At 68.0% G+C, this 24994-nt stretch carries 20 protein-coding genes; 10 read left to right on the top strand and 10 right to left on the bottom strand.

The features are described from left to right. Window positions 1-35: 35 nt before the first annotated feature. Window positions 36-584 (bottom strand): ATP-binding protein, encoded by a 549-nt coding sequence (locus OG241_RS37270; RefSeq protein ID WP_405821810.1) that lies wholly within the window; start codon window positions 582-584, stop codon window positions 36-38. A gap of 169 nt (window positions 585-753) precedes the next feature. On the opposite strand from OG241_RS37270, the gene OG241_RS37265 reads away from it, so the two are divergent. Both OG241_RS37265 and OG241_RS37260 read left to right on the top strand, forming a co-directional pair. Further along, window positions 754-1629: a helix-turn-helix domain-containing protein gene (locus OG241_RS37265; RefSeq protein ID WP_405821808.1), complete on the top strand. Its 876-nt coding sequence runs from the start codon at window positions 754-756 to the stop codon at window positions 1627-1629. Continuing rightward, the gene (locus tag OG241_RS37260) at window positions 1626-1838 is read left to right on the top strand and encodes a DUF397 domain-containing protein (protein WP_405821806.1); all 213 of its coding nucleotides are present in this window, start codon (window positions 1626-1628) and stop codon (window positions 1836-1838) included. Before OG241_RS37265 ends, OG241_RS37260 begins: the two co-directional genes overlap by 4 nt. Before the next feature lie 128 nt (window positions 1839-1966). Here OG241_RS37260 and OG241_RS37255 read toward each other — a convergent pair whose 3' ends face one another. Beyond that, complete coding sequence (locus tag OG241_RS37255) at window positions 1967-2161, bottom strand: hypothetical protein (protein WP_006375723.1); 195 nt, start codon at window positions 2159-2161, stop codon at window positions 1967-1969. Between the two features lie 176 nt (window positions 2162-2337). Here OG241_RS37255 and OG241_RS37250 point away from each other — a divergent pair, with 176 nt between their 5' ends. From OG241_RS37250 to OG241_RS37230, 5 genes are all read left to right on the top strand, one after another. After that, on the top strand, window positions 2338-4455 hold the full coding sequence (locus tag OG241_RS37250) for a prolyl oligopeptidase family serine peptidase (RefSeq protein ID WP_405821804.1): 2118 nt from the start codon (window positions 2338-2340) through the stop codon (window positions 4453-4455). Window positions 4456-4844: 389 nt separating this feature from the next. Further along, complete coding sequence (locus OG241_RS37245) at window positions 4845-5873, top strand: ABC transporter permease (RefSeq protein ID WP_405821802.1); 1029 nt, start codon at window positions 4845-4847, stop codon at window positions 5871-5873. A gap of 163 nt (window positions 5874-6036) precedes the next feature. Beyond that, entirely contained in the window at window positions 6037-7821 is a 1785-nt protein-coding gene (locus OG241_RS37240) for an ABC transporter substrate-binding protein (RefSeq protein WP_405821800.1), read from the top strand. A gap of 144 nt (window positions 7822-7965) precedes the next feature. Beyond that, window positions 7966-8949: an ABC transporter permease gene (locus OG241_RS37235; RefSeq protein WP_405821798.1), complete on the top strand. Its 984-nt coding sequence runs from the start codon at window positions 7966-7968 to the stop codon at window positions 8947-8949. Window positions 8950-8967: 18 nt separating this feature from the next. Next, complete coding sequence (locus OG241_RS37230; RefSeq protein ID WP_405821796.1) at window positions 8968-10032, top strand: ABC transporter ATP-binding protein; 1065 nt, start codon at window positions 8968-8970, stop codon at window positions 10030-10032. Here the strand turns inward: OG241_RS37230 and OG241_RS37225 are convergent, their stop codons facing one another. The 8 genes from OG241_RS37225 to OG241_RS37190 all read right to left on the bottom strand — a co-directional run bounded on the left by OG241_RS37225 (window position 10033) and on the right by OG241_RS37190 (window position 21592). Beyond that, window positions 10033-10410: a VOC family protein gene (locus tag OG241_RS37225; RefSeq protein WP_405821794.1), complete on the bottom strand. Its 378-nt coding sequence runs from the start codon at window positions 10408-10410 to the stop codon at window positions 10033-10035. A 154-nt stretch (window positions 10411-10564) separates the two neighbouring features. After that, entirely contained in the window at window positions 10565-11683 is a 1119-nt protein-coding gene (locus OG241_RS37220; RefSeq protein ID WP_405821793.1) for an ABC transporter ATP-binding protein, read from the bottom strand. 13 nt (window positions 11684-11696) lie between these two features. After that, window positions 11697-12758 carry an ABC transporter ATP-binding protein gene (locus OG241_RS37215; RefSeq protein WP_405821791.1) on the bottom strand — a complete coding sequence of 354 codons (1062 nt, stop codon included), beginning with the start codon at window positions 12756-12758 and terminating at the stop codon, window positions 11697-11699. A 16-nt stretch (window positions 12759-12774) separates the two neighbouring features. Further along, complete coding sequence (locus OG241_RS37210; protein ID WP_405821789.1) at window positions 12775-13752, bottom strand: ABC transporter permease; 978 nt, start codon at window positions 13750-13752, stop codon at window positions 12775-12777. A 111-nt stretch (window positions 13753-13863) separates the two neighbouring features. Continuing rightward, complete coding sequence (locus tag OG241_RS37205; RefSeq protein ID WP_405821787.1) at window positions 13864-15657, bottom strand: ABC transporter substrate-binding protein; 1794 nt, start codon at window positions 15655-15657, stop codon at window positions 13864-13866. Window positions 15658-15759: 102 nt separating this feature from the next. Then, the gene (locus OG241_RS37200; RefSeq protein WP_405821785.1) at window positions 15760-16806 is read right to left on the bottom strand and encodes an ABC transporter permease; all 1047 of its coding nucleotides are present in this window, start codon (window positions 16804-16806) and stop codon (window positions 15760-15762) included. A gap of 406 nt (window positions 16807-17212) precedes the next feature. Then, complete coding sequence (gene typA, locus OG241_RS37195) at window positions 17213-19120, bottom strand: translational GTPase TypA (protein ID WP_405821783.1); 1908 nt, start codon at window positions 19118-19120, stop codon at window positions 17213-17215. 147 nt (window positions 19121-19267) lie between these two features. Continuing rightward, entirely contained in the window at window positions 19268-21592 is a 2325-nt protein-coding gene (locus tag OG241_RS37190; protein WP_405821781.1) for an ABC transporter substrate-binding protein, read from the bottom strand. Window positions 21593-21876: 284 nt separating this feature from the next. Here OG241_RS37190 and OG241_RS37185 point away from each other — a divergent pair, with 284 nt between their 5' ends. The 3 genes from OG241_RS37185 to OG241_RS37175 are packed head-to-tail and all read left to right on the top strand — an operon-like array spanning window position 21877 to window position 24988. Next, window positions 21877-22167 carry a hypothetical protein gene (locus tag OG241_RS37185; protein ID WP_405821780.1) on the top strand — a complete coding sequence of 97 codons (291 nt, stop codon included), beginning with the start codon at window positions 21877-21879 and terminating at the stop codon, window positions 22165-22167. Window positions 22168-22187: 20 nt separating this feature from the next. Then, window positions 22188-23024, top strand: coding sequence for a hypothetical protein (locus OG241_RS37180; RefSeq protein WP_405821778.1), 837 nt, complete (start codon window positions 22188-22190; stop codon window positions 23022-23024). Then, complete coding sequence (locus OG241_RS37175; protein ID WP_405821776.1) at window positions 23024-24988, top strand: fumarate reductase/succinate dehydrogenase flavoprotein subunit; 1965 nt, start codon at window positions 23024-23026, stop codon at window positions 24986-24988. The genes OG241_RS37180 and OG241_RS37175 overlap by 1 nt, the downstream gene beginning before the upstream one ends. Window positions 24989-24994 lie beyond the last annotated feature (6 nt).

Genomic DNA, 24994 nt, shown 5'->3' with positions numbered 1-24994 from the left:
GCAACCGGGCACGAATCCAGCCGAGTTGGCGATGTTCACTCGGGAGAGTGACGGGGCCCGACAGCAGGCGGGAGGGGTTGGGTTTGGTACCAGTTCTTTCTCTCTTGTGTTCCTTGGAAAAGAGCGCCGACGCCGCCGAAGCACCCGCCGCCGGGTTCCGGTACGACGTCGACTTCCGCCCACACCGTTTTGCGCGGCCGTAGCCCCGGACCCCACCCCCAACGGTCGGCGAGCGCCTCGACCAGGAGCAGGCCCCGCCCCGACTCCGTCTCGTCGGAGGGACGTTGAGGACTCGGCGGAACGTCCCCACAGGTATCGGTCACCTCGATGCGCAGGGTGACGCCGATGACGTACATCGTGAGCCGGAAGTCACGTCCCGGGACGCGCCCGTGGGTGACGGCGTTGGCCGCCAGTTCGGCCACGACCTGTCGCGCCGGGTCCACCGGCAGCCCCCAGGAACGCAGTTGCTCGGCGGCGAGCAGCCGGGCCAGACGTGCCCCACGGGGCGTGGGAGAGAGCCGCACGCTGAAGTTGCGGAAGCTGTACCCGGGTTGAGCCTCAGAGGCGGCGGTTTCTTGATTCACGTCACTCAGAGTGGCCGAACGAACCTACCGTGAGCAGTGACTCTGCCGATGCGTACGGTGACTGTCCGGAGCTTGTCCGGTCGTGTCCGGGCTGTCGGGATGGGCCGTACGGGTAGGGCGGGGGACAGTGCGGGAGCACCACAGCGCGGTACGACGGAGGAGCGCGGGCATGAGCGTGGACAGCGACGCGGGGCAACTCAAGACCGAGGCGGACGAGCCGGGTTGGGAGGTGGACCCGGACGACGAGTGGGGCGTGGCGGTCGTGGAGACGGTCGGGCGCCAACTGAAGCTGCGCAGGGAGGCGGTGGGAATGCGAGCCGCCGACTTCGGAGCAGCCCTCGGGTACGGCGAGGACCTGGTCTACAAGATCGAGGGCGGCAAGCGGATCGCCCGCCCCGAGTACTTGGACAAGGCGGACGATGTGTTGGGGGCGGACGGCCTGATCTCCGCCATGAAGGAGGACCTGGAGAAGGTCCAGTACCCGAAGAAGGTTCGGGCCTTGGCGAACATGGAGGCGAAGGCGGTGGAGATCGGGGTGTACGTCGGGCTCAGCCTCCACGGCTTGCTGCAGACACCGGAACACGCGCGGGCCTTGTTCGAGGCGCGGCAACCGCCGTACTCGGAGGAGGAAGTGGAACGTCTCGTGGCCGCCCGCATGGCACGGAAAAAGGTCTTCGACAAGACACCCGTGGCTGCGCTGAGTTTCGTCCAGGAAGAGGCGGCGCTGCGTCGTCGCATCGGAGGCACAATGGGGCGACGCCGACAGCTCGAACACCTGCTGGGGGTGGCACATCTGCGCAACGTGACGTTCCAGGTGATGCCAACGGAGAGCGGCGCTCACCCTGGGGTTGATGGCAAGATCGAGTTGCTGAAGTTCGCAGACGGTACGGCTGTTGGTCGTTCTGACGGAGCGTTCAGCGGCCGTCCGACAACAGAGCCGAAGGAACTGCGCATCCTGGAGTTGCGCTACAGCACCATCAGGGCCGAGGCCCTCACCTCCGGGGAGTCACTCGCCTTCATCGAGCAACTACTAGGAGAAACATGATCCGCGAGCACCTCGCCGGAGCTCCCGCCGGGCTGGCGTGGTTCAAAAGCAGCTACAGCGACGGCACGGAGGGCGACTCCTGCGTAGAGATCGCCGTCGCCCTCGGTACCGTCCACGTCCGGGACTCGAAGAACGTGGAGACCGGTCCTCGCCTGCGCTTCGGCCCCGCCGCCTGGGCAGTCTTCGTGCCGCACTCGACGGAATACTGATCGCCAGGAACGGCTGATAGCCGCACGCGCGCCGACGCCGGGCTCCGGTCACGCACGCTCACGGAGCCCACCGCAGGCGACCACAGCCCGTTGGCAGCCCACCCACGGCGCTGCCCAGCGGACCCCGGTCAGAACTTCAAGTCACCGATCATGCCCGCGATACTGGTCGTCAGGTCGCTGATGGTCGGGGCGAAGGTTGATGAGGCCATGTAGAACCCCAGCAGCATGCACACCACCGCATGCCCTCCCTTGAGCCCTGACTTCTTGATCAGCAAGAAGACGATGATCGCCAGCAGCACGACCGCCGAAATCGAAAGTGCCACGGCGGCTCACCTCCAAGGGGCCCAGGGATGCAGGGGGTCTGACTATGGGGGCAGTAAGTCCATACAGTGGCCAGCAGGTTCATACCCACTCGCCGCCAGTGATCATAACTATTCGCCCGCGCGCATCGGTCGGCGCACGGCCGCACAAGGGGGCGCATGGCCAATATGGTCGAGCCATGACTACAGAGCCCGTCTCCTTCCCTCGTCGGCACGCCCGAACCCAGCGATTCACGCTCGGCGCGCCCCGCGCCTTCAGCGTGGCGCCCGACGGTTCACGGGTCGTCTACCTGCGGTCCTCGGCCGGCACCGACCGGGCGAACAAGCTCTGGGTGCTGGACCTTCCGGACGGCGGCGAGCGCGTCGTCGCCGACCCGTTCGCGCTTCTCGGCGGGGCCGGCGAGAAGCTGTCCGCCGAGGAGCGGGCGCGTCGGGAGCGCAGCCGTGAGGGCAGCGCCGGGATCGTCGGTTACGCCACCGACTCGGCCGTCGAACTGGCCGCCTTCGCCTTGTCCGGGCGGCTTTTCGTGGCCGAACTGCAGGCCGGGACAGTGCGCGAGATCCCCGCCGCGAAGCCCGTTCTCGACCCTCGTCCCTCCCCCGACGGACGGCTCGTCGCGTACGTCGCGGACGGCGCCCTGCGCCTCGCCGACCTGGCCGGCGAGCAGTCACGCGTACTCGCGGAGCCCGAGTCGGAGACGGTGACGTACGGGCTGGCCGAGTTCATCGCGGCCGAGGAGATGGACCGTTCACGCGGCTTCTGGTGGTCCCCGGAGTCGGACCGGCTGCTGGTCGCGCGGGCCGACGACGCGCCCGTGGACCGGTGGTGGATCGCCGATCCGGCGCATCCGGAACGGGAACCGCAGCGGGTCGCGTATCCGGCGGCGGGCACCCTGAACGCGGATGTGCGGCTCTTCGTACTCACCCTTGAGGGGGTGCGCACCGAGGTTGTCTGGGATCGGAAGACGTATCCGTATTTGGCGCGTGTGCACTGGTCAGGGGCGGGGGCGCCGCTGATTCTGGTGCAGTCGCGGGACCAGCGCGGGCAGCTCTTCCTGGCCGTGGACCCGGACACGGGGGCGACCCGGATGGTGCACGCCGAGGAAGATCCACATTGGCTTGATCTTTTCCCTGGTGTGCCCTGCTGGAGCCCCTCCGGACAGCTCGTGCGGATCGCCGACGAGGGCGGCGCCAGGGTGCTGGCGGTCGGTGAACGGCCCCTGACAGGCGCCCAGTTGCACATCCGGGCGGTGCTGGACGTCACCGCCGACGACGTCCTCGTGTCGGCGTCGGCAGGTGAGGCGGCGGTCGGCACCGAGATCGGCGAAGTTCACGTCTATCGAGTGAACGAGCTCGGACTGGAGCGCGTCTCGCAAGAGCCCGGCGTGCACTCGGCAGTTCGCGCCGGGGGCGTGACCGTGCTCGTGTCGGCGGCGCCCGACCGGCCGGGGGCCCAGGTACAGGTGCTGCGCGACGGGAAGAAAGCGGCGACCGTCACCTCGTACGCCGAAGATCCCGGTTTGTCCCCGCGCATCACCCTCACCGAGGGGGGCGCACGACGAATTCCATGCGCCCTGCTTATGCCGACCGACTACGACGGCGTCACACCCCTCCCTGTCCTCATGGACCCCTACGGTGGCCCGCACGGCCCCCGTGTGGTCGCCGCGCACAACGCGCACCTCACCTCGCAGTGGTTCGCCGACCAGGGTTTCGCGGTGGTCGTCGCGGACGGCCGGGGCACCCCGGGACGCTCGCCGGCCTGGGAGAAGGCGCTGCACGGGGACTTCACCGTCTCCCTCGACGACCAGATCGAGGCCCTGCACAGCCTCGCCGAACGCCACCCGCTCGACCTCTCCCGGGTGGCGATCCGGGGCTGGTCGTACGGCGGCTGGCTCGCGGGGCTGGCGGTGCTGCGGCGCCCTGACGTCTTCCACGCGGGCATCGCGGGCGCCCCGGTGACGGACTGGCGGCTGTACGACACGCACTACACGGAGCGGTACCTGGGCGACCCGGCCACGGCACCGGAGGCGTACGCCAACAGCTCACTGGTGACGGAGGCCGGGCTGTCCTCGCCCGCCGAGCCGCACCGCCCGCTGATGGTCGTCCACGGCACCGCCGACGACAACGTGGTCTTCGCACACGCCCTGCGCCTGTCCTCGGCCCTGCTGGCCGCGGGCCGCCCGCACGAGGTACTCCCGCTGTCCGGTGTCACCCACATGACCCCGCAGGAACAGGTCGCGGAGAACCTGTTGCTGCTTCAAGTCGACTTCCTGAAGCGGGCGTTGGGACTCGCGTAGCTCTCACGCGGATCCGGTGCGGGCACGGCAACGGGCCGGGGCTACATGGCGAGCCCCGGCCCGTTTACGGCACCCGCACGGCCGTACGTTCCTCAGAGTGGCCCGTCCATATATCGAGACCGGGTCGGCCAAGTTGCTTGCGTGTTAACGCGGTTCGTGTGTGTTTGTGCGGTTATTTCTACCCGTCGGTAAGATCGTCCTGGATTCCTGAACCACCTCGCCCCCAAGGCCTCGCTCCGCCCCCACTCCGACTTCCCTCCCGCTTTGGTCATGGCCGTCCAAAGCTGGCCCAAGTGGCGCCCCACCCCTGAGTCAAAGGGCAAAAGTCCAGATCAAAGGCGTCAACAAAACATTGACGGCGACTGAAGCGGCGCTGAAAAGTCCCCAATGTGACCTCGCCTATACCTTCCGCCACCGCACCCCAGGTGGCGGCCGATTCCGGAGCCGTACCGCCGACGCCCACCGCGCCGGCCCGCGGCGGCACCGGCCGCTCGCCGGGCCGGATCGCCTGGCTGCGCTTCCGCCGTGACCGCACCGGTGTCGTCTCGGCCGTCGTGGTCGTGGTGTTCTTCCTCGCGGGCATCGGAGCCCCGCTGATCTCCAAGCTCTACGGCAAGGACCCGTACACCACGTACGGCCAGAACGGCACCGGCCTGCTCAACGAGTTCGGCTTCCCGATCCGGCCCAACGGCGGTATCAGCGGCGACTTCTGGTTCGGGGTCGAGCCCCAACTCGGCCGGGACGTCTTCACCCTGCTGCTCTACGGAATCCGCAACTCGCTGCTCATCGCCACGGTGACGACCCTGCTGGTCACCCTGTTCGGCATCGCCGTCGGTCTCACGGCCGGGTATCTGGGCGGGCGGATCGACGGTTTCGTCGGCCGGGTCATCGACATCCTGCTGGCGTTCCCCTCCACCCTGTTCTTCATCGCCTTCTGGCCGGTGATGATCTCGATCTTCGTGTCGCCGGAGGAGAACACCCCGACCTGGCTGACCGTCGTCAGCCTCGTCTCCGTGATGACCGCGTTCGGCTGGGCGCCCCTCGCCCGGCTGCTGCGCGGTGAGGTACTCGCCCTGCGCGAACGGGAGTTCGTCGAGTCCGCCAAGGTCACCGGCGCCTCGCCGGCCCGGATCGTCTTCCGGGAACTGCTGCCCAACCTCTGGACGCCGATCCTCATCCAGGCCACCCTCGCGCTGCCCATGTACGTGACCACCGAGGCGGCGCTCGCCTTCCTCGGGGTCGGGCTCAGCGACCCCACGCCCGACTGGGGCGTGATGATCCAGCGCGGGGCGCAGGTCTACCAGAACGACATCACGTACATGCTCTTCCCCGGCCTCTCGATGGTGATCTTCGTGATCGCCTTCAACCTCCTCGGCGACTCCGTGCGCGACGCACTGGACCCGAAGATCAGGCGCTGAACAGCGGCCCGGCCACCGGCCGACCTGCTGTCCCCCGCACCGGCACCACCCCGTACTCCATAACCCGCATCCCCCCGCACCCCGCACCGCAGAAATCCGGAAACACCGGAACAACCGGAACCACCGGGAACACCCCTTCTCCCTGATTCAGGCAGGACAACCCATGTCTCTCTCCCGCAGAAACTTCGTCATCGCCACCTCGGTAGCCGCCGGCGGCTCCATGGTCCTGTCCGCGTGCAGCAGCGGTGGTGGGGGCGGTGGCGGCACGTCGGGGGGCGGCGCGGCCGGGACCAGCAAGTTCGCGTCGGTCAGCATCGGCACCGCGAAGGACTCCACGGGACCCGCGCCGGAGATCCCGGGGGCGAAGAAGGGCGGCACGATCCGGCCGATCGGCCCCCAGGACTTCTCGCACCTCGACCCGCAGCGCATCTACTACTCGTGGAACTCCGAGATCGGCAACCTCTACATCCGCTGTCTGACCGGCTACCGCATCGACGGCGGCGCGATGAAGCTCGTCGGCGACCTCGCCACCGACACCGGCACCATGTCGGACGGCGGCAAGACCTGGACGTACACCCTGAAGGACGGGCTGAAGTGGGAGGACGGCAGTGAGCTGACCGTCGAGGACGTACGGCACGGCATCGAGCGCGGCTTCGCCAGCTTCACCACCGAGGGCGCCACCTACCTCCAGGCCGCGCTGACCGGCACCAACGACTTCCGCTCGGTCTACAAGGGCCCGTACGACGGCAAGCACCTCGACTCGGTCGTCACGGACACCGCGAAGAAGACGATCACCTTCCACCTCAAGACGGCCCGCCCGGACCTCAACTGGACGCTGGCCATGCAGTCGTACGGCGCGGTGTCCGCCAAGCACGACACCAAGGAGAAGTACGACAAGGACCCGTTCTCCTGCGGGCCCTACCGGCTCTCCGCGCACTCCGTCGACAAGTCGCTGACGATGGTCCGCAACACCCACTGGGACCCGGCGACCGACCCGATCCGCAACGCCTACCCGGACTCGTTCGCCTTCGAGTTCGGCCCCGAGTCGCTGCAGAGCACCGACCGGCTGATCGCGGACTCCGGGACCGACCAGTACGCGGTGATGGCGTACAGCGGGGTCCCGGCCGAGCGCATCCAGAAGGTGCTGACGACGCCCGCGCTGAAGAGCCGTACCGTCGACGGGCTGCTCACGGGGCTGTATTACTACGCCATCAACTGCAAGCGGATCACCGACGTGAGGGTCCGTCAGGCGCTCAACTACGCCTGGCCGTTGCAGCAGATCCGGACGATCTACGGCGGCCCGTCCGCCGGTGACTACGCGACCACGATCCTCGGTCCGGACATGGCCGGCCGGGTGAAGTTCGACATCTACGGCAAGCTCACCAAGCCGCAGGGCGACACCGCGAAGGCCAAGGCGCTGCTGAAGGAGGCCGGCAAGCTCGGCCAGAAGATCGTCTACACCTACCCGCAGGGCGGCAACGACGCCTACGAGAAGACCAAGGTCGTCATCGCCAACGCCCTGAAGGAGGCGGGCTTCGACCCGGTGATCAAGCCGGTGGAGTCGACCAGCTACTACGACCAGATCCAGCAGATCGACAACTCGTTCGACGTGATGTGGTTCGGCTGGTCCCCGGACTGGCCCACCGGCTACACCATGCTCCAGCCCCTCTTCGACGGCCGGGTGATCGCCAACGGCGCCAACAACGTCTCCCAGCTGAAGGTGAACTGGGTGGACGCCGCGATCGACAAGGCCGCCGCCATCACCGACCCGACGAAGGCCGACGCGGCCTGGGCGGCGCTGGATCGCCAGCTCATGGAGAAGGAGGCGCCGATCATTCCCGAGACGTACCAGCGGCGCTTCTACCTCTACGGCAGCAAGGTTGGCGGCACCGAGTACGACCCCCTGAACTCGTCGTTCGTGCTTTACAAGTTGTACGCGAAGTCGTAGGTCGTTCTTCTTCTGCGGGCCCGTGGGGGCTGGTCGCGCAGTTCCCCGCGCCCCTGTCGGGGCGCCCCCCAGGGGCGCCCCTCACCCGCATACCCGACCACCCCGGCACCGGTGTCGGGGATTCCGCCAGGGAATCCGATCGCCATGTACCGCTTCATCCTCCGCCGGACACTCAGCGCGCTGATGATCCTCCTCGTCATCAGCGCGATCACGTTCGTCCTCTTCTACGTCGCCCCGCGCGACCCGGCCCGCAGCGCCTGCGGCAAGCTCTGCACCCCGGAGACGCTCGCGCTCGTCCGACGCAACCTCGGCATCGACGACCCGCTGCCGGTGCAGTACTGGCACTGGCTGGCGGGCGTGTTCGTGGGCCGCGACTACGCCGGCCTCGGTCACTGTTCGGCGCCCTGCCTGGGCTACTCCTTCACCAACCACGAGCCGGTCCTCGGCCTGATCACCAACCGCTTCCCCACCACCCTGTCCCTCACGCTGGGCAGCGCGGTGGTGTTCGTGGTCCTCGGTGTCGGTACGGGCATGCTGGCGGCGGTGAAGCAGGGCAAGGCGCTGGACAAGATCGCCTCGTCGGTGTCGCTGATCGGCTCGTCCCTGCAGATCTACATCGTCGGTGTGGTGGCCATGTACTACCTCTCCGACCAGTGGGGCATCCTCCCCCGCCCGCAGGACAGCGTCGGCTTCAGCCAGGACCCGGTGGCCTGGTTCAAGGGCCTGCTGCTGCCCTGGTTCGTCCTCGCGATCATCTTCACCGCCAACTACACCCGGATGACCCGCTCCCAGCTCGTGGAGACCCTCGCCGAGGACTACGTCCGTACGGCCCGCGCCAAGGGCCTGTCCCGCCGCACGGTGTTCTTCCGGTTCGCCTGGCGGGGCGCGATGGGCCCGATCGTCACGATCCTGGGCCTCGACATCGGCTATCTGCTCGGCGGCGCGATCATCACGGAGGAGACCTTCGGCCTGCACGGCATCGGCGCGCTGTCCATCAAGGCGGTACGGGACAACGACCTGCCGCTGCTGCTGGGGGTGGTCCTGGTGGCCGCGGCGGCGATCGTCGTGGCGAACATCGTGGTGGACGCGGTGTACGCGCTGATCGACCCGCGGATCAGGCTCGCGTAGAAATGTCCTGTGACCTCGATGCCTGAGCCGACCGCCGACGCCGCCACCACCGCCATCGCAGCCGAACCCTTCCTGTCCGTACGGGACCTGAAGGTGCACTTCGCCACCGACGACGGGGTGGTACGGGCGGTCGACGGCCTCTCCTTCGACGTCGAGCGCGGCCGGACCCTGGGCATCGTCGGCGAGTCCGGCTCGGGCAAGTCGGTGACGAACCTGGCGATCCTGGGCCTGCACGACCGTCGGCGCACGACGCTGGCCGGGGAGATCGTGCTGGACGGCAAGGAGTTGCTGTCGGCGCGGGAACGGGAGCTGGAGAAGCTGCGTGGCAGCAAGATGGCGATGATCTTCCAGGACTCGCTGGCGTCCCTGTCACCGTTCCACACGGTGGGCCGGCAGATCGCCGAGACGTACACCAAGCACAAGGGCGCGTCCCGCAGGGAGTCCAGGGCCCGTGCGGTGGAGATGCTGAGACGCGTGGGCATCCCGCAGCCGGCGCTCCGGGCGGACGACTACCCCCACCAGTTCTCGGGCGGCATGCGCCAACGGGTCGTGATCGCCATGGCGTTGGTCTGCGACCCCGAACTCCTCATCGCCGACGAACCGACGACCTCCCTGGACGTCACCGTCCAGGCCCAGATCATGGACCTGCTGGGGGACCTCCAGCAGGAGTTCGGCACGTCGATCGTCTTCATCACGCACGACCTGGGCGTCATCTCCCGTATGGCGGACGACATCCTGGTGATGTACGGGGGCCGGGCGGTGGAGCGAGGCACCCGCAGCGAGGTACTGCGGGCGCCTGAACACCCGTACACCTGGGGCCTGTTGGACTCGGCGCCCTCCCTGACCGCCCCGGTCGACGTCCCGTTGTCCCCGATCCCGGGCACACCCCCGTCACTCCTCGACCCACCCCCGGGCTGCGGCTTCGAGCCCCGCTGCGCATTCCGGGAACAGGTCCCGACGGGCCGCTGCGCAACCAAGCGCCCACTCCTGCCCCGCACACCCGCCCACGGCGCGGCCTGCCATCTGACGCCGGCGCAGCGCCGGGAGTTCCACGCGGACTACGTCACCGCGCAGGTCGTCTGATCAGCCCAGCTCTCCGCGTTCCACGCAGAACTCGTTGCCCTCCGGGTCGGACATGAGGGCCCAGCCGCCGCCGTCGGGTCGGCGGTGGTCGGCGACGAGGCGGGCGCCGAGGGAGATCAGGCGCTCGACCTCCTCGTCCCTGGTGCGGCCGTGCGGTCGCAGGTCGAGATGCAGGCGGTTCTTCACCGACTTGCCCTCCGGGACCTGGATGAACAGGAGCGTGGGGCCGCCTGCCGGGTCCTTGAGCACCGCCTCCGGGTCGCCGGGCTTGTCGTCGTCGGCCAGTGGGCGGCCGAACACCGCGCTCCAGAAGAGGCCGAGGTCGTAGGGGTCACCGGTGCAGTCGAAGGTGATGTTGTGGATCGTGGGGAAGGACAACGAGGCCTCCGGGCCATGTGAGGGACAGCAGCTGTGAGGGTCCCGGACCGGGCAGCCGTCTGTCGAACGAATAAACGCCGTCGCACGCGTGACAGGGGCCGGGGTGAGGAGCATCAGCTCCTCACCCCGGCCCCTGTCACGGCTGTTCGCGGTCTCAGCCCTCCGTGGCGTCCGTCTCCAGCGCCTTCAGCGCCGGGTCCAGGACGACGTCGGCGTCGCGGGCCTCCGTCGTCGGGTCCTCCGGGAAGTGGCAGGCCGTCAGGTGCTTGTCACGGTTGCCGGAGATCTGGACCAGCGGCGGCTCTTCGCTCGCGCACTTGTCCTGCGCCTTCCAGCAGCGCGTACGGAAACGGCAGCCGGACGGCGGGTGGATCGGCGAGGGGACGTCACCGGCGAGCCTTATGCGCTCGCGGGGCTCCGTCTCGTCGTCCATCGCCACCTCGGGGACGGCGGACAGCAGAGCGTGCGTGTACGGGTGACGCGGGCGGTTGTAGATCGAGTCCCGGTCGCCGACCTCGACGATCTTGCCGAGGTACATCACCGCGACGCGCTGCGAGAAGTGCCGCACGATGGCCAGGTCGTGGGCGATGAACAGGAACGCGATGCCCATCTCCTCCTGGACCTTCTTGAGGAGGTTCACCACCTGGGCCTGGATGGAGACGTCCAGCGCGGAGACCGGCTCGTCCGCCACGATCAGCTTCGGCTTCAGGGCGAGCGCGCGGGCCACCCCGATGCGCTGGCGCTGGCCGCCGGAGAACTCGTGCGGGAAGCGGTTGTAGTGCTCGGGGTTGAGCCCGACCAGCTCCAGCAGCTCCCGGACCCGGTTCTCCCGGCCGCCCGCCGGCTCGATCCCGTTGACCTCCATCGGCGACTTGATGATCGTGCCGACGGTCTGGCGCGGGTTCAGCGAGCTGTACGGGTCCTGGAAGATCATCTGGATCTCGGAGCGGACCGGCGCCAGCTGCTTGCGCGAGGCGTGCGTGATCTCCTGACCGGAGTACGTGATCTTGCCGCCGGTCGGCTCCAGGAGGCGGGTGATGAGCCGGCCCGCGGTCGACTTGCCGCAGCCCGACTCGCCCACCATGCCGACGCTCTCGGCGACACCGATGCTCAGATCGATGCCGTCGACCGCCTGGACGGCGCCGACCTTCCGCTTGATCGGGAAGCCGCCGTAGATCGGGAAGTGCTTCGTGAGTCCCTCGACCTTGAGCAGTTCCTCGGTCGACGTACCGGTGGAACCCTGCTGTGTGGGGAGGGTGAGGTTGTCGCTCATGTCTCGGTGCTCCCTAGCGCAGCCGGGGCTGGATCTTGTCGATGAAGATGGTCTGCTTCTGCTCCGCCGACAGATGGCACGCGGAGTCGCGCCCGTCTCCCAGCGACGGCCGTACGTCGGTGCAGAGGCTGCCCGACACCTCGCCCGTGAACGAGCAGCGCGGGTGGAAGGCGCAGCCCGAGGGCGGGTTGAGCAGCGAGGGCGGCGAGCCGGGGATCGGCGTCAGCGCCTCGTCGATGTCACCGTCCAGGCGCGGCATGGAGGTGAGCAGACCCCAGGCGTACGGGTGCTGCGGCGTGCGCAGGACTTCCTTCACGGAGCCGCGTTCCACGGCCCGGCCCGCGTACATCACCAGCAGGTCGTCGGCCATGTTCGAGATGACGCCGAGGTCGTGCGTGATGAAGATGATCGCGGAGCCGAACTCCTGCTGGAGGTCCTTGAGCAGGTCCAGGATCTGGGCCTGCACCGTCACATCCAGCGCGGTGGTGGGCTCGTCGGCGATCAAGAGGTCGGGGTCGCACATCAGCGCCATGGCGATCATCGCGCGCTGGCGCATACCGCCGGAGAACTGGTGCGGATAGTCGTCGAAGCGCGTCTTGGGCTGCGGGATGCCGACCTTCTCCAGCATCTGTACGGCCCGGTCCTTGGCCTCCTTCTTGGAGGCGCCGGTGTGCTTCATGAACGGCTCGGACAGCTGGCGGCCCACCGTGTAGTACGGGGAGAGCGCGGTCAGCGGGTCCTGGAAGATCATCGCCATCTTGTTGCCGCGGAGCTGCTCGAGCTCCTTCTCCGTGGCGGTGACGAGCTCCTTGCCGTCGAGGATGATCTCCCCGTCGACGGTCGTGCTCACCGGGTTGTGCAGGCCGAGGATCGTCAGGTTCGTGACGGACTTGCCCGATCCGGACTCGCCCACGATGCCCAGGGTCTTGCCGCGCTCGACGTCGAAGGAGAGTCCGTCGACCGCCTTGACGATGCCGTCCTCGGTGGAGAACTGCACCTTGAGATCGCGGACCGAGAGAAAGCTGTCCGGACCGGTCGGGGCCGGTGCGCCCTCGGGCTTGGTCAGTGTGGTCACGGTGGTTCGTTTCTTCCTAGGAGAGCCGGACGCGCGGGTCGATATAGGCGTACGCGATGTCGGTAAGAATGTTCAGGACCAGGATGAAGAAGGCCCCGAACAGCATGACGCCCATCGTCAGCGGAAGGTCCTTGGTGACCGCGCCGTTCACGGCGAGGCGGCCGATTCCCTGGAGGGAGAAGGTCAGTTCGGTGACGACACCGCCGCCGAGCAGGGCGCTGATGTCGATGCCGAGCACGGTGACGATCGGGATGAGCGAACCGCGCCAGGCGTAGCGGAAGAAGACGTACTTCTGTGACATGCCCTTGGCGCGGGCGGTACGGACGTGTTCCTCGGCGAGCTGCTCGATCATCGAGGCGCGGGCCATACGCGTGTACTGCGCGGTGAAGATGGTGGCCATGACGACCATGGGGATGGACAGTCCGACGAGCCAGCCCACCGGGTCCTGAGTGAACGGAACGTACTTGGGGTCTTCCATCCAGCCGGTCTGGTAGACGAGGACGATCAGCGCGATCGGGCCGAGGAAGTAGATCTGGAACGAGCTGAGCACCATCGACGTGCCGGTGGCGACCTTGTCGATCAGGGTGCCGCGCTTGTAGGCGGCGATCATGCCGGCGCCGAGTCCCACGACCAGGAAGACGACCAGCGCGCCGACCGTCAGGGACAGGGTCAGCGGGAAGCGGTCCATGATCGTGGACCAGACCATGTCACCCGAGTAGAACGACTGTCCGAGGCAGGGGGCGGAGCAGTGGCCGGTCGGGAAGTCACGGCCCATCACGATGCCGGACATGAAGTCCCAGAACTGCTGCGCGATGGGCAGATTGAGCCCGAGCGCCGTGCGGATGTCTTCGAGTCTCGCGGGCGAGCAGTCCTTGCCACAGGCCAGTGAGGCGTAGTCGGAGGGCGCGGCGACGAACAGGAAGAACGTGGCGGCGCCGATCAGGAACAGAGTGACGACGGCACCGACCGTGCGCCGGAGAATGAACTGAAACATGGCGGGGGGCTGCTCTCTGCGGAGACGTGCGGAGTCGGGATGGGACCGGGTTCACGGAACCGCGGGGGTGCGCTCCGCCTGGTGCGCACCCCCGCGATCAGCCGTAGCGAGTTACGACTTCAGGAACAGTCGGGTGACGTCGATGTAGCTCGACTCGGTGCTGTAACGGGCACCGCCGATGTTCGAACCGTAGAGCTGGAACTGCTTGGTGTACCAGAGCGGAGCGGCCGGGTTGACCTTCTCCAGGATGTAGTGGTGCGCTTCCGTCCAGGTCGCGGCAGCCTCGGTCGGCTGCTGCGTCAGGGCCTTCTTGATGAGCTCCTGGACCTTGGGGTCGTTGATGTGCGAGTAGTTCGGCGCACCGTCGGCGACCTGGTCACCGTCGTAGATGGGCGTGACGACCGTGGCCGCCGACGGCCAGTCCTGGCCCCAGCCGGAGATGTAGATGTCGTACGGGTTCTTGACCTTGCCGATCTGCTCGTAGTAGCTCGCGGAGTCGATCTCCTTGGCCACCACGTCGATGCCGATCTTGGTCAGCGCGTCCTCGATCGCGACCTTGCGCTTCTGGCCGGCCTCGCTGTTGGAGTAGGCGAAGACGAGCTTCTTCTCGGCGGCCGGAACGTCCTTGAGGAGCTCCTTGGCCTTCGCGATGTTGCCCTGCGGCGTCTTCAGACGGCCGTACGGGTCGTAGCTGGCCTCGTAGCCGGGCAGGGTCGGGGCGAACAGGTTCGGGGCCGGGTCGCCACCGTAGACGCCGCCCTCACCCGCGATGAGCGACTTGGAGTTCACGCCGTAGGTGATCGCGTCGCGGACCGCCTTGTTCTTCACCCGGTCCAGGTTGAACGTCAGCGTCATGACGTAGGGCTGGTAGCCCTTGATCGTGCGCTTGTTGACGGCCGGGTTGCTGATGACGTCCTGGATCTGGGTGGCGTCGACGGAGCCGGTGAACTGGATCGCGCTCTTGGAGTCACCCTGGTCGGCGATGAGCCGGCTGGTCTGGGTGGACTCGGTGACGCCGAAGTCGAAGTTGAAGCCGTCGACGTACTGGTGCCGGACCGGGTCGGTCTTCGCGTCCCAGTTCGTGTTCTTGACGAGCTTCATGGACTTGCCGACCTTGTACTCGGCGATCTTGTACGGGCCGGTGGAGACGGGGGCCGTGTCGTACTTCGCCTTGGTGTCGCCCTTCGCGGGGACGACCGAGTAGCCGGGCATGGCCAGCGTCTGCGGCAGGTCCGGACGCGGCGTGTCGAAGTGGAAGATGACCGTCTTCGGGTCCGGGGTGTCCAGAACCGAGGACGGCAGGTGCTTGGAGCCGAAGCCGCCGTCCTTCAGCGCGTCACGGTACTTCGGGCCGCTCAGCCAGGTCTGCAGGTAGGTCGGCCCGTCGAAGATGAACGCGGCGTACTGGCGCTCGACCGTGTGACGGATGTCGGCGGACGTGATCACGTTGCCGTTCTGGTCCTTCACGCCGTCCTTCAGCGTGTACGTCCAGGTCTTGCCGCCGTCCGAGGACTTGCCCGAGTCGGTCGCGAGGTCACCGACGACGGACGTGCCGCCCTTGCCGTCCTCCTCGAAGTTGGTCAGACCGCGGAAGAGCAGGTTCGCGGCCTGGCCGGCGTCCGAGACGTAGATCTGGCCCGGGTCCAGGTGCGAGAGGCCCGCCTCCTGGTAGACCTGGATGGTGCCGCCGCTCTTGGCACCGGGCACCTCCTCGGCAGGGCCGGTCGACGCGGCGGCGTCGGCGTAGACGACCGCCTTCGACTGCTCGGAGGCCTCCGCCTGGTCCTTCTTGGAGTCCTTGCCGGAGCTGCCGCCCTTGTTGTCGGAGCAGCCGGTGAGCGCGAGAGACCCGGCCGCGATGGCGACCACGATGGCCTGCGTTCTGCGCGAGTTGAACGACTTCATGAGGCTGAAGCACCTACCTGTCGGTTGTTATCCATGAGTACTGCCTGACGCCCGGCTGGTAGGCCGACGCGGGGGCGGCAGTCACCCCCCACCAATGGACGATCAGCGTCCGGACTTGGGGTCGAACGCGTCCCGAACGGAGTCTCCGAGGAGGTTGAAGCACAGGACGAAGATCACCAGTGCCGTGCCCGGGAAGAACATGAACGCCGGATCCTGCTTGGCGTAGCGGGCGGCGGCTGCGAACAGCCGCCCCCAGTCCGGGGTCGGCTCGACGAACCCGACACCGGCGAACGAGAGGAACGCGATGGTCAGAATGGTGCTGGGCAGCTGGTAAGTGAACTGCACCAGGATCGGTGAGACCACGTTCGGCAGGATCTCCTTGCGGACGATCCGCCACGGCGAGGCCCCGGAGACCTTGGCGGCCTCCACGAACTCGCGCTCACGCAGCGACAGCACGGTCGAACGGACCAGTCGGGCCATGCCCATCCAGCCCAGCACCCAGAGCACGATGAGAATCGCCAGCGCGCGGAAGTACGTGGGGGTCTCTTCCTGCGGGTCGACGAAGAATGCCGTGACCACCGGCATGAACGCGATGAAGAACAGCTGTGAGGGGAAGGAGAGGAAGAAGTCCGTGACCCGGCCGACCCAGTAGTCGACCCGGCCGCCGAAGTAGCCGCCGATCATGCCGATGAGCACACCGGTGACCATCACCAGCACGGTCACGGCCACCGCCATGAACAGCGAGGTGCGCATGCCGTACATGAGCATGGCGAACAGGTCACGGCCCAGCTGCGGCTCGACACCGAACCAGTGGGCCCCCGAGACACCGCCGAAGTAGCCGAGCGGCAGCCCGAACTCGTCGAGGACGGGCTTGTCCGCGTACGTGGGGTCCTGGCCGTACAGCGTGTAGGGGTCCGTCCCGCTCAGCTTGACGAGCAGCGGTGCCGCGAGAGCGATGACGAAGTACAAAATCACTACCACGGCACAGATCACACCGGTACGGTCACGCTTGAAGCGCTGCCACATCAGCTGCCCGGGAGAACGACCCTCAAGCTGCTTCGGGCCCTTGACGGGCTCGGTGTTCGTATCGAGCTCGGGGTCCAAGGCGATCGAGGGCCCGGAGCCTTCAGCCTTGGCTGGACTGGTCATGTGTGTTCTTCCCCCGGGGGGTTGGAGAGCTGAGCGCAGCACAGATACCGGCGGGTTCTGTGGTTTGGGGGAACTTTCGCCAAGTAAGTCAACGCGCGTCAAGGCCGGAAGGCATAGGGATCTCCCTACCGTCGAAATTTTGAGCAAAAATTGCAAAGATTGACACCTGCGCGCGCTTGACACGTCAAACAGTAAATCCACCAAACGGACATAAAGGGATGGTTTTCTGTTTACATGTCCGAAACTTGATCGTTGGTTCACCGGTATGCGAACAGCGTTGCACGGCGCACGGACAGGGACACCGGCAGGGGGGCGAACCTGTACACGGCGGGGCAACGCGGACATGCCTGAGGCCCGGCCCCCGCCTGCGGGGACCGGGTCCTCATGACATCACGTCAGCGGCGCGTCAGCCGTGCTTGGCGCGGCTCGCGGAGCGACCGCGCTCCTTCTGGTCCAGCACGACCTTGCGGATACGCACGGCCTCCGGAGTCACCTCGACGCACTCGTCGTCGCGGCAGAACTCCAGGGACTGCTCCAGGGAGAGCTTGCGCGGCGGCACGATCGCCTCGAACGAGTCGGCGGCGGCCGAGCGCATGTTGGTGAGCTTCTTCTCCTTGGTGATGTTCACGTCCATGTCGTCGGAGCGGGAGTTCTCGCCGACGATCATGCCCTCGTACACCTCGGTGCCGGGGTCGGTGAACAGCACACCGCGCTCCTGGAGGTTCGTCATCGCGAAGGCGGTGACGGCGCCCGAGCGGTCGGCGACCAGCGAACCGTTGTTACGGGTCGTCAGCACGCCGAACCACGGCTCGTGGCCCTCGTGGATGGAGTGGGCGATGCCCGTGCCGCGCGTACCGGTGAGGAACTCGGTACGGAAGCCGATGAGACCGCGGGAGGGCACGACGAACTCCAGACGGACCCAGCCGGAGCCGTGGTTCGACATGTTGTCCATGCGGCCCTTGCGGACGCCCATGAGCTGCGTGACCGCGCCCATGTGCTCCTCGGGCACGTCGATCGTCATGCGCTCGACGGGCTCGTGGACCTTGCCGTCGATCACCTGGGTGACGACCTGCGGCTTGCCGATGGTCAGCTCGAAGCCCTCACGGCGCATCTGCTCGACCAGGATGGCGAGCGCCAGCTCACCACGGCCCTGGACCTCCCAGGCGTCGGGACGCTCGGTGTCGAGGACCCGCAGCGAGACGTTACCGATCAGCTCGCGGTCGAGACGGTCCTTGACCTGGCGGGCCGTGACCTTGCGGTCCTTGACGACGGCCTTGGCGTCCGCGCCCTTGCCGGTCGCGCCGCGGCCGACCATCGGCGAGGTGTTCGTACCGATGGTCATGGAGATCGCCGGCTCGTCGACCGTGATGAGCGGCAGCGCGATCGGGTTCTCGGGGTCGGCGAGGGTCTCACCGATCATGATGTCCGGGATACCGGCGACGGCACAGATGTCACCGGGGCCGGCCTTCTCGGCGGGCTTGCGGGTGAGCGCCTCGGTCATCAGCAGCTCGGTGATGCGGACGTTGGACATCGTGCCGTCACGCTTGATCCACGTGACGGTCTGGCCCTTGCGCAGCTCGCCCTGCTCGACCCGGAGCAGCGCGATACGGCCGAGGAAGTTGTCGGCGTCCAGGTTGGTGACGTGCGCCTGGAGCGGGGCCTCCTCGTCGTACGACGGGGCCGGGACATGCGACAGGATCGTGGAGAAGAACGGCTCCAGGCTGTCGCTGTCCGCCGGGACCGTGCCGTTCTCCGGCTTGGTCAGCGAGGCGACACCGTCACGCGCACACGCGTAGACGATGGGGAACTCGATCTGCTCCTCGTCCGCGTCCAGGTCCAGGAAGAGGTCGTAGGTCTCGTTGACGACCTCGTCGATCCGGGAGTCCGGGCGGTCCGTCTTGTTGATGCACAGGATGACCGGCAGACGCTGCTGGAGCGCCTTGCGCAGCACGAACCGGGTCTGCGGCAACGGCCCCTCGGAGGCGTCGACGAGCAGCACGACGGCGTCCACCATCGACAGACCGCGCTCGACCTCGCCGCCGAAGTCGGCGTGGCCGGGGGTGTCGATGATGTTGATGGTGATGACATCGCTGCCATCCTTCGGGTGGTACTTGACGGCCGTGTTCTTGGCCAGGATCGTGATGCCCTTCTCACGCTCCAGGTCGTTCGAGTCCATCATGCGGTCGTCGAGCGACTCGGCGGCGTGCGCGGCGAAGGCACCGGCCTGCTTCAGCATGGCGTCGACGAGGGTCGTCTTCCCGTGGTCGACGTGGGCGACGATGGCGACGTTGCGGATGTCGTGGCGCGTGGCCATATTGCGGCGTACTCCCGGCTTGAGTGGATGGCCTGCGCGTACATCTGTGTTACGCGGACCCTGCCGGGCTGGACATGCCACGGCCTTACCCCATCGTACGGGCCCGGCGCGGTAGGGGCTCGCCGGGCCGTCCGGGTGAGGCGACCGTCACGATCGGGGAGAGGGACTGCCGCCCGACGTGCTGCCCGACTTGCTGCCCGAAGTGACACCCTTCTTCAGGAAACCCATGTCCTCGTACAGGGGGGTCTGGAAACCGAAGGCTCCCACGTTGGCGACGTTCTTCCGCACGGCCGTGAGCTGGGGCCGCTGGAAGAGCGGAATGGAACCGCCGGCCGCCCAGATCCGGGCGTCGGCCTTCCGCACCAGCGAGGCCGACTTGCCCTCGTCCAGGGTGGAGATGGCCTGGTCGAAGAGCTGGTCCACCTGGTCGGTGCCGACGCGGGTGTAGTTCTGCTCGACATTGAGGGATCCGTCGGCGGCGGGCACCGGCTTGGCGTAGATGGGCCGCGCGTCGGTGGCGGGGAAGGCGGACGCGGGCCACGAGTACAGGGCCAGGTCGTACTGGCCGCTGGCGATGTGGTCCTTGAAGTAGCTGTCGTCGGACACCTTGGTGACGGCGGTACGGATACCGACCCGGTCCAGCATCCGCGTGATCCGGTCGCCCACGGCCCGCAGGGTGGCGGATCCCGGCCCCGAGGGCAGCACGAACCGCAGGGTCAGCGGCTTGCCGTCCTTGGCGAGCGCCCCGGCGGCCCCGGCCGGAGCGGGCGTGCCCTTGGGCGCGTAGGCACCGGGCGCACCGCCCCGCTCGGGGTGCTTCTGGAGCGACTGCTTGCCGTCCTGGGCCAGATTTTTCTTACCCGCGCTGTCCTGATGCCCCTGATGCCCTTGATTCCCCTGGTCGCCCTGATGCCCCTGGGGGTCCTGGTGGTTCTCACGGACGGGCTCGCCGTACGGCTTGTCGTCGTCGCCGACGACATAGGTTCCGTCGTCGGCGCCACTGTCCTTGCCGTCGTCCTGGGAGGCCTTGGGGCTGGGCTTGGGCTTGGCCGACTGGACGCCGGCCTTCTTGCCCTCTCCCCCGGCGACCTTCTCTCCGTCCTTCTTCTTCGGCTTCCCGAGCGGGCCGCCCCGCACCCACCCCGCATCGGCGAGCAGCGCCTCGGCCTCGTCGGTGTCCTGGCCGCCGAGCGCGCCGCTGTTGTCGGCGTAGGCGGCCTGTCCGGAGAGTGCCAGATGACTGCCGACCGGTACGGCGGGCAGCCCCAGCGGCTTGAGCACGAGGCCGACGAGCTCCTCGCGGTCCAGCGCACGGGCGACGGCTCTACGGACCCGCTCGTCGGCGAGGGGGCCGTCGGCGCCGTTGAGGGCGAGCTGGGTGTAGGCCGGTTCGAGGGACTTGCGCACCTCGAACGCGCTGAGCGACCGCTGCTGCTCGGCGTACTTGGTGGCCGCGTCCCGTTGCTTGCGCCGGGCGCTGTTCTCCGCCCCGGCGGCCTGGTCGTCGGAACCGTGCGCGAGGGCCCAGGAACGCAGGGCGCGGGCCGGGGTGAGCGCGGCGCCGGGGCCCTGGAGAGGGGTGGCCTTTTTGCGTGAGGCGAGCACGATGCGCTCGGCCTCGGCGGGATCGATCTCGGCCACGTCCACCTTGCCGCCGGCGAGCGCCTCGGCGCGCTTGTCGCGCGGTACGGCGTGCAGCACGATCCCGTCGAGCCGGGGAGCACTCCCCCACCAGCGCGGGTTGCGGACGAGGACGACGTCGCCCTCCGCCTTGGCGACCTTCTTGAGGTTGAACGGCCCCGCGGTGACCTTGAGCTTGCGCCGCGCCCCGTCATTGAAGGAGTCCGGGGTCCCCATGACGTCCTTGGGATACAGGGGCGAGAACAGCGACTTCCAGTCGGCGTACGGCCGGCTGAAGGTGACCTTGACCTCGAGGTCGTTCGCGCCGCGCTGCACCTTCTCGATGCGGTCGTACCCGGCGTTGCGGGCGGTCCAGTACGCGGAGTCCTTGCCGGACAGGGCGCGCCACTGGGCGGCGAAGTCGGCGGCGCCGATCTCCCGGCCGTCGCTCCAGACGGCCTGCTGGTTCAGTTTGTAGAGGACGACCTGCTTGGGCTCGGTGTCGACGACCTTGGCGGACTCCAGGAAGTCCGCGTTGCGCTTGGCCCGCCCGTTCGCGTCGAGCCGGTACATCGACGGGAGCACGGCCTGCGCGACCCGGGTGGTCGTCGCGTCGGCGTCCGCCTGGAAGGTGTTGAGCGTCTCCGGTACGGAGTCCACGGCCCAGCGCAGGGTGCCGCCGTCGGCGAGCAGGGCGCGGTCGGCGGGCGCGATGTCCTGCCCGGCGAGCGGCTTGCTGTCTTCTTCCTGGTCGCCGCTGCACGCGGTGAGCAGGGGGACGGCGAGTACGCCGGCGGTGAGGAAGGCTACCGAGCGCGTCACCGCGCGCAGTCCGACGCCGTGATGGGACATCTCTGCTTACCTCCGAGAGCCGTGGGCGTTATGATCACTTTTGGTGGTATATGGAGCTGATCGCATGTATCCGGCTACTGAAGAGGAAAGGGTTCGGCAACCGACGGCGACACGGCGGTAACGGCGGGGAAGCCCACCCGTGCGGCGCAGCGCACCACGCGATGCACCGATGCGCCTCGGCCAATCGGTGCACATCCCTTCCCACCGACAGGTGTGACGCGCAACACTCGCAGGCGCATGAACGTTGCCGTCCAAGGCCCCGGCCTACGAAGTGAGGTCACGTCATGTCCGTGAACGACGAACTGACATCCATCCAGCGCAGCCTCGACGACCTGTTGCGGTCGATGGGCCGCCTGGAACAGCAGATCGGCAAGGGCAGCCTGGAACTGCGCCGACTGCGCAGCGACGCCAACCATCTGCGCGAAAGCCTCGCGCTGCTCCGCGAGGCCGCCCCGGGGCTCGCGGAACCCCGGCGCCCCGACCTCGTGTCCATCTCCGACACCCCGTACGACAACACGCTGTGGACGGACTCGGACGACGAAGGACTCGGCGCCCGCGACCGGCACGCCCCCTGAGAATCCGACCGGAGCTCTCCTTGGCCACTGGTACCGAACCACCGGACACGGACCACCATCCGAAGGGCGGCGGCGTACGGACCCCCACGCGCGCCGCCATCGACGCCCCGCATCTGCGGACCGACCGCTGGTGGCTGGCGCCCGCCGCCACCGCCGCCGGTCTGCTGGCGTTCATCGCGTACTCGACCTGGCGGGCGTTCGCGAACGCCGACTACTACTCGGCCCCGTACGTCTCGCCGTTCTACTCGCCCTGTCTGGCGGACAACTGCGCGCCCATGCGGCACGGCCCCAACGCCGACCTGTTCGGCTCCTGGTGGGGCATCTCCCCGGCGATCATCATCCTGATCTTCCCGCTGGGCTTCCGTCTGACCTGCTACTACTACCGCAAGGCCTACTACCGCGGCTTCTGGGCGTCCCCGCCCGCCTGCGCGGTGGCCGAGCCGCACAAGAAGTACACGGGTGAGACGCGCTTCCCGCTCGTCCTGCAGAACATCCACCGCTACTTCTTCTACGCGGCACTGCTGGTCGCCTGCGTCCTCACCTACGACACGGTGCTCTCCTTCCGCGACGAGCACTACGAGTGGGGCCACATGGGCCTCGGCACCCTCGTCTTCCTGCTCAACATCACGCTGATCTGGGCGTACACGCTCTCCTGCCACTCCTGCCGGCACATCGTCGGCGGCAAGCTCAAGCACTTCTCCAAGCATCCCGTGCGGTACCGCGCCTGGCAGTGGGTCGGAAAGCTGAACGCCCGTCATATGCAGCTCGCCTGGGCGTCGTTGGTGAGCGTCGGGCTCGCCGACTTCTACGTGTACCTGGTCGCCTCCGGCGCTTTCGACGATCCGAGGTTGTTCTGATGTCCGTGGTCGACCGCCAGGAGTGGGACGTTGTCGTGGTGGGCGCCGGTGGCGCCGGGCTGCGCGCCGCCATCGAGGCACGCGAGCGTGGCGCCCGTACGGCGGTGATCTGCAAGTCCCTGTTCGGCAAGGCGCACACGGTGATGGCCGAGGGCGGGATCGCCGCCGCCATGGCCAATGTGAACGAGCACGACAACTGGCAGGTCCACTTCCGCGACACCATGCGCGGCGGCAAGTTCCTCAACCAGTGGCGGATGGCCGAACTGCACGCCCAGGAGGCCCCCGACCGGGTCTGGGAGCTGGAGACCTGGGGCGCTCTCTTCGACCGCACCCGCGACGGCCGGATCTCCCAGCGCAACTTCGGCGGCCACGAGTACCCGCGTCTCGCGCATGTCGGCGACCGCACCGGACTCGAACTCATCCGCACCCTCCAGCAGAAGATCGTCTCCCTCCAGCAGCAGGACAAGAAGGAGACCGGCGACTACGAGTCCCGGCTGAAGGTCTTCCAGGAGTGCACGGTCACCAGGGTGATGAAGAACACTGCATCCAACAGCGGCTCCGCCGCGGGCCGCGTCTCCGGTGTCTTCGCCTACGAGCGTGAGTCGGGCCGCTTCTTCGTCCTGGAGGCCCCGTCCGTGGTCATCGCGACCGGCGGGATCGGCAAGTCCTTCAAGGTGACGTCGAACTCGTGGGAGTACACCGGCGACGGCCACGCGCTGGCGCTGCTCGCCGGGGCGCCGCTGCTCAACATGGAGTTCGTGCAGTTCCATCCCACGGGCATGGTCTGGCCGCCGTCCGTGAAGGGCATCCTCGTCACCGAGTCCGTACGCGGCGACGGCGGGGTGCTGCGCAACTCCGAGGGCAAGCGGTTCATGTTCGACTACATCCCGGACGTCTTCAAGGAGAAGTACGCCCAGTCGGAGGCCGAGGGCGACCGCTGGTACGAGGACCCGGACCACAACCGCCGACCCCCCGAACTGCTCCCCCGGGACGAGGTGGCCCGCGCCATCAACTCCGAGGTAAAGGCGGGCCGGGGCTCCCCGCACGGCGGTGTCTTCCTGGACGTCTCGACGCGGATGCCGGCCGAGGTGATCCGGCGCCGACTGCCGTCCATGTACCACCAGTTCAAGGAGCTGGCGGACGTCGACATCACCGCCGAGGCGATGGAGGTCGGGCCGACCTGCCACTACGTGATGGGCGGTATCGCGGTCGACTCCGAGTCCGCTGCCGCACGCGGGGTACCGGGCCTCTTCGCCGCCGGTGAGGTCGCGGGCGGGATGCACGGCTCCAACCGGCTCGGCGGCAACTCCCTCTCCGACCTGCTGGTGTTCGGCCGCCGGGCGGGCCTGCACGCCGCCGAGTACGCGAACTCGGCGGCCGCCCGCTCCCCCGTGGACGACGACCAGATCGACACGGCCGCGGCGGAGGCCCTGCGCCCCTTCTCGGCGGAGGAACCGACCCCGGGCGGGGAGGCCAGCCGCCCGGCGGAGAACCCGTACACCCTCCACCAGGAGCTCCAGCAGACCATGAACGACCTGGTCGGCATCATCCGCCGCGAGGGCGAGATGGAGCAGGCGCTGGAGAAGCTGGCGGAGCTGCGGGTACGGGCCCACCGGGCCGGAGTCGAGGGCCATCGCCAGTTCAACCCGGGCTGGCATCTCGCCCTGGACCTGCGGAACATGCTGCTGGTCAGCGAGTGCGTGGCTCTGGCGGCGCTGGAGCGCACCGAGTCGCGGGGCGGCCACACCCGTGAGGACCATCCGGTGATGGACCGCCAGTGGCGCAACGTGAACCTGCTGTGCCAACTCTCCGATCCCGCCGGCGGGTTGGTGGCCGGCGACCCGGCGAGCGGCCTGATCGCCCTCACCCGTGAGACCACCGACCCCGTCCGCCCCGACCTGCTCGCCCTCTTCGAGAAAGAGGAGCTGGTCAAGTACCTCACCGACGAGGAGCTGTACGAGTGAGCAGCA

The organism is Streptomyces sp. NBC_01390 (genome assembly GCF_045040105.1).
In the GTDB taxonomy this organism is placed as follows: domain Bacteria; phylum Actinomycetota; class Actinomycetes; order Streptomycetales; family Streptomycetaceae; genus Streptomyces.
The sequence above is the reverse complement of the archived record's forward strand: the minus strand, read 5'-3'. Positions and strand labels throughout refer to the sequence as shown.

Excerpts from the sequence above, each read along its gene's own strand:
- OG241_RS37265 (WP_405821808.1), top strand. The coding sequence starts at position 754 with ATGAGCGTGGACAGCGACGCGGGGCAACTCAAGACCGAGGCGGACGAG.
- OG241_RS37260 (WP_405821806.1), top strand. The coding sequence starts at position 1,626 with ATGATCCGCGAGCACCTCGCCGGAGCTCCCGCCGGGCTGGCGTGGTTC.
- OG241_RS37250 (WP_405821804.1), top strand. The coding sequence starts at position 2,338 with ATGACTACAGAGCCCGTCTCCTTCCCTCGTCGGCACGCCCGAACCCAG.
- OG241_RS37240 (WP_405821800.1), top strand. The coding sequence starts at position 6,037 with ATGTCTCTCTCCCGCAGAAACTTCGTCATCGCCACCTCGGTAGCCGCC.
- OG241_RS37235 (WP_405821798.1), top strand. The coding sequence starts at position 7,966 with ATGTACCGCTTCATCCTCCGCCGGACACTCAGCGCGCTGATGATCCTC.
- OG241_RS37230 (WP_405821796.1), top strand. The coding sequence starts at position 8,968 with ATGCCTGAGCCGACCGCCGACGCCGCCACCACCGCCATCGCAGCCGAA.
- OG241_RS37220 (WP_405821793.1), bottom strand. The coding sequence starts at position 11,683 with ATGAGCGACAACCTCACCCTCCCCACACAGCAGGGTTCCACCGGTACG.
- OG241_RS37210 (WP_405821789.1), bottom strand. The coding sequence starts at position 13,752 with ATGTTTCAGTTCATTCTCCGGCGCACGGTCGGTGCCGTCGTCACTCTG.
- OG241_RS37205 (WP_405821787.1), bottom strand. The coding sequence starts at position 15,657 with ATGAAGTCGTTCAACTCGCGCAGAACGCAGGCCATCGTGGTCGCCATC.
- OG241_RS37200 (WP_405821785.1), bottom strand. The coding sequence starts at position 16,806 with ATGACCAGTCCAGCCAAGGCTGAAGGCTCCGGGCCCTCGATCGCCTTG.
- typA (WP_405821783.1), bottom strand. The coding sequence starts at position 19,120 with ATGGCCACGCGCCACGACATCCGCAACGTCGCCATCGTCGCCCACGTC.
- OG241_RS37190 (WP_405821781.1), bottom strand. The coding sequence starts at position 21,592 with ATGTCCCATCACGGCGTCGGACTGCGCGCGGTGACGCGCTCGGTAGCC.
- OG241_RS37185 (WP_405821780.1), top strand. The coding sequence starts at position 21,877 with ATGTCCGTGAACGACGAACTGACATCCATCCAGCGCAGCCTCGACGAC.
- OG241_RS37175 (WP_405821776.1), top strand. The coding sequence starts at position 23,024 with ATGTCCGTGGTCGACCGCCAGGAGTGGGACGTTGTCGTGGTGGGCGCC.